Raw genomic sequence first — 4317 nt, forward strand, 5'->3', positions numbered from 1 at the left:
GGCCAGTCGATGATCACCGGCCCGGAATCGGTGATCATGATATTGAACTCGCTCAGGTCGCTATGGACGATATCCAGATCTAGAGCCCGTCCCACCTCCTGAAGGATCAACCTTAAGCCCTCCTCGGGATCGGAGAGGGTGATCTTATTGAGCAGGGGTCCGGGAACATACTCCATTGCCAGAGCATGCCGGCTGATGGCCACCGGCCGGGGGATGGAGACCTTTGGGTAGAGCTTTTCCATCACTGCAAACTCCCGTCTCGCCGCCAGGGAGGCGGCATAGAGCCACGGAACCCGAGGCTTGTCCTTGAGGTGATCGCGCAGGCGGCGGACGTGCTTGAAGCTGGTCCGTCCCTGGCGGTGGAACTTGATGGCTAAAGAGGCGTATCCCTGGGCCTCAAGGACCACGGACTCCTTGCCCACCCCGATCCGCTCTCCGATGCTTTTTACCTGATCGCGCCGGACGAAGTCTGAGAGCGCTAAAAGGTCGTAGGAATCGAAGTTTATCTGATAGCCCAGGTAATGCTGAGCCTCTCGTACCACCAGCTTTTTCTCAAAAAGATGCTGCAGGCGATACTCTGATTTGCTGGCGGAGAGGCCGGCAAGCTTGGATATTATAAAAGTGGGGACCCACTCGTGAGTCCTCATCCCGGTTTCAATCGCGCCCAGCAGAGAGAAATCCTCTCGGCTCAAGCCCAGAAATGCTTCTGCAAGGTTTTCCACGAGAATTAATATGGGATCATTCAGCTAAAGCTTTACCTCTCCAGAAGCCTGATATCTCTGCCAGCGATTCTGTAGATCTGGATCTTGAACAGTCTCGAGCACATAGTCTGCATACTGGGCTCCAGTGGCACCATCTGGCCTGCCGGTGAGAGATACTCTCTTTTCGAACTGGCCACAGATATCCAGCGCCATCTCCATCCGGCTGGCCTGATCTATGAAGCCGATATGGCGCAGCATCATCACGCAGGCCCTCATCATGCTCGCCGGATCGGCATACTGCGCTCTGCCCTCATCGACCATGCGCGGAGCTGAGCCGTGGATGGCCTCGAACATGGCATACCTCTTGCCGATATTGGCGCTTCCGGCAGTGCCCACCCCGCCCTGGAACTCCGCGGCCTCATCGGTGAGGATGTCCCCGTACAGGTTGGGCAGGACGATCACCTTGAAGTCGCGCCTCCGCTTCTCGTCCACCAGCTTTGCCGCCATTATATCCACGAACCAGTCATCGAACTGAATTTCCGGATACTCCGCCGCCACCCTCCGGGCGATCTCCAGGAACTTGCCGTCAGTGGTCTTGATCACATTGGCCTTGGTGACTGCAGAGACTCTATTGATGCCATTATTCCTGGCATACTCGAATGCCAGGCGCACTATCCGCTCCGCTCCCTGGCTGGTGATAACCTTGAAGTCCACTGCCAGGTCCTCGGTGACATTGAATCCTGAGCTGCCCAGGACATACTCGCCCTCGGTGTTCTCCCGGTAGAAGATCCAATCGATGCCCTTCTCAGGCACCTTGACCGGCCGGACATTGGCGAAGAGGTCCAGTTCCCGGCGCATGGATACGTTGGCGCTCTCCAGGTTTGGCCATTTATCCCCTTTTTTGGGGGTGGTGAGGGGACCCTTTAGTATCACATGGCACTCCTTCAGCGCCGCCAGGGTCTCCTCGGGCAGGGCCTTCATCACTTTGACCCTCTCCTCGATGGTAAGGCCCGAGATCCACCTCAGCTCGACCTTTCCCGACTGGATCTCCTCTGCCAGGACGTACTCGAGCACCCGGACCGCCTCTTTGGTGATGAAGGGGCCGATGCCGTCTCCTCCTACCACCCCAATTATTATCGGCATAAGCCGGCTGTAGTCCGCCCAGTCCTCTCCTGCTTTCATCTGATCAACGCGCTTGAGCTGCTCGGTGAGCAGTTCAGCGAAGTGCTCCTTCGCCCTCTCTATGGCCCCTGTATGATTCATGAATCGCACCTGATTGCTCTGGGTTGGGGCACTTATGGCTGATCAATCTTTTTGTATGGCAATCAAATCTATAAACCAGAAATGACTGATTACCTGTCATGGATGTAATTACAATAGCCTTCTATGCTATTCTGTTCCTTATCGCTTTCATGATCGCCCGCATCATTATGAAGATCATGCGGGGGTACTGAATATAGAATGGAAGAGATAGAACAGATGCAATCGGTATGATTTGCAGGGATAGGTTTTATATTCCTGCCTGCTTCAATTATGGAGCATGTTTCCCCAGGTTCTAGCAACCGTCGGCGGCTCGGGGACGCGCCTTTATCCTTTGACCCTGGACCAGCCCAAGCCGCTGGTGGAGCTATGCGATACGGCCATAATTGCCAATCTCTTCCGGGTTTTGGCCAGCCAGGGCTGTCGCCGGTTCATTTTAGGCAGCAAGGGAGCGAGCAATACCCTCAACCTGAGCAACTATTTCAAGGCCGGTGAGGGCTTCTTCAAGCGTCTGGGAATCGCCGACCACCAGGATTTCAGCTATCAGCCGCTCTATGATGACGTAGGCAGTGCCGACTCTCTGCGCTATTGCATGAACTATTTTGATATAAAAGATGACCTTCTGGTGGTGTCGGGAGACAACCTTATCGATATCGATCTGTCAAGCATAGTCCAGTTCCATCAGTTGCATAAGCCGGTTCTGACCGTCGCTTTAAAGGAGATAGCACAGGGGGAGAGCATCTCATCTTACGGCGTAGCGCGGGTGGATGAGGATATGCGCATCAGCGGTTTCGTGGAGAAGCCAAAGCCGGGCAGCGAGCCCAGCCGGATGATAAACACCGCCTTTTATCTCTTCAGCCCCGAGGTCCGGGAGGTCCTGGCTAAGATGGGTGATAAGGCCAGGGACATAGGCGGCGATCTGATCCCCTACCTGACTGAGAACGGCTATCCTGTCTACGGCTTCCCCGTCGCAGGATACTGGATAGATATAGGAACACCGGAGAGACTGCATCAGGCGGCTATGGACTGCCTCTCCGGCCGGGTCAGGCACTTCGACCGCAAGTACCGTTACAAGACCAATCAGTGGATCCATCCCAGCACCCTGGCCAGGATCGAGCCGGATCTTGCTTCAGGGGATATCATATTGAAAGGGAATGTCTCCATAGGAAGAAACTGCCGCATAGAGAGGGGTGTGGTCATTGAGAACTCCCATATCGGCCATACCAGCCTCATCGACCGCGACGTTGAGATAAAGGATAGCATGGTGATGAGCTTTGCTCATATTATGCATTCAGTCATTATCAACAGAGCAATAGTGGGCCGCCATTGCATCTTAGAGGAGCATAGTGCTCTAGGATTGAATAATGGTGCGGAAGGGGGTGTTCCGGTTGTTGGCGAGAATGTGGTCCTCCCCTCAGAGTCGGTGGTGGCACCGGGGGTAAGGGTGGCCCTGCTCAAGTACAGCCATAGCATCCTAGCCACTGGTAGGTTCAATGAACTGGGAATTGATGAGAGAAATATCTACTTCAAAGAAAAGATCAGATGAAGCGCTAGTAATAGCGCTCCCAGGTATCGTCGATCTTTCTTATCTTATATTTCCGCCCGTTCTCCAGCAGATATCGATTCAGATCCTGCACATCATTGAAAAAGCGCTTATCCCGCAGGTTATTGTAGATATCTTCGGTGGTGAAGCCCTTCAGCTCCCCTTTGCCATAAACTATTCTCTCAATAGTATAATATATATCGTCAAACTTCCTCAGGGGATATGTCCACTCTGCGAACTGCATCAGTACCCTCCTCATCTGGCTAGAGGGCTTGAATAAATAAGAACCTTTCGTTGCGATTGATTTTTCATAGGGGAAGGATCGATGGAGAAGGGTTATCAATGACAAGCTTCAATGGCTGCCAGCATGTGCCCGCCAGACCTGGTCCTGCTGCAGGAGAAGATCGCCTCCTGCGAGCTTTGTCCTCTTTCTCTCAGCCGAAACCTCACTGTGCCCGGAAGCGGCCCAACCGAGGCCGAGATCATGCTGGTGGGAGAAGCCCCTGGTCGGGAGGAGGACCTAAAAGGACTGCCGTTCATCGGCAGGGCGGGAAGGTTGCTGGACGAGGCTCTGGACGAGGCCGGCCTGAAAAGAGAGGATGTCTTCATAACCAGTATCATCAAATGCCGTCCACCCCAGAACAGAAAGCCGAAGAAAAAGGAGATCGAACTCTGTCTGCCCTATCTAGAGGATCAGATGGATGCCATCCGCCCCAGGATCATCTGCCTGATGGGGAACACTGCCATTCAAGCCGTCCTGGGAGTTGTGGGGGTTACTGTCCTGCGCGGCCGGATTCTGAGCGATCGCTTTCT

Annotated in this window: 5 protein-coding genes; 2 read left to right on the forward strand and 3 right to left on the reverse strand. The window is 54.1% G+C overall.

The genetic code is table 11. The annotated features are described in order from the left end of the window. Positions 1 to 722 (reverse strand): RIO1 family regulatory kinase/ATPase (locus BP822_RS08105; protein ID WP_286878097.1); only part of this gene is annotated, 722 nt, incomplete at its 3' end. A 24-nt stretch (positions 723 to 746) separates the two neighbouring features. Beyond that, positions 747 to 1964 (reverse strand): isocitrate/isopropylmalate family dehydrogenase, encoded by a 1218-nt coding sequence (locus BP822_RS08110; protein WP_286878098.1) that lies wholly within the window; start codon positions 1962 to 1964, stop codon positions 747 to 749. Positions 1965 to 2241: 277 nt separating this feature from the next. Here BP822_RS08110 and BP822_RS08115 point away from each other — a divergent pair, with 277 nt between their 5' ends. Next, positions 2242 to 3507 carry an NDP-sugar synthase gene (locus BP822_RS08115; protein WP_286878099.1) on the forward strand — a complete coding sequence of 422 codons (1266 nt, stop codon included), beginning with the start codon at positions 2242 to 2244 and terminating at the stop codon, positions 3505 to 3507. Between the two features lie 4 nt (positions 3508 to 3511). Here the strand turns inward: BP822_RS08115 and BP822_RS08120 are convergent, their stop codons facing one another. After that, positions 3512 to 3748, reverse strand: a complete 237-nt coding sequence (locus tag BP822_RS08120) for a hypothetical protein (RefSeq protein WP_013719056.1) — start codon at positions 3746 to 3748, stop codon at positions 3512 to 3514. Between the two features lie 123 nt (positions 3749 to 3871). Here BP822_RS08120 and BP822_RS08125 point away from each other — a divergent pair. Further along, positions 3872 to 4317, forward strand: a 446-nt coding sequence (locus BP822_RS08125; protein ID WP_286878100.1) for a uracil-DNA glycosylase, incomplete at its 3' end; no start/stop codon positions are given.

The organism is Methanosaeta sp. UBA458 (assembly GCF_002496085.1).
Classification (GTDB): Archaea; Halobacteriota; Methanosarcinia; order Methanotrichales; family Methanotrichaceae; genus Methanothrix; species Methanothrix soehngenii.

Coding starts and splice junctions, on each gene's coding strand:
- BP822_RS08110 (WP_286878098.1), bottom strand. CDS start 1,964: ATGAATCATACAGGGGCCATAGAGAGGGCGAAGGAGCACTTCGCTGAA.
- BP822_RS08115 (WP_286878099.1), top strand. CDS start 2,242: ATGTTTCCCCAGGTTCTAGCAACCGTCGGCGGCTCGGGGACGCGCCTT.
- BP822_RS08120 (WP_013719056.1), bottom strand. CDS start 3,748: ATGCAGTTCGCAGAGTGGACATATCCCCTGAGGAAGTTTGACGATATA.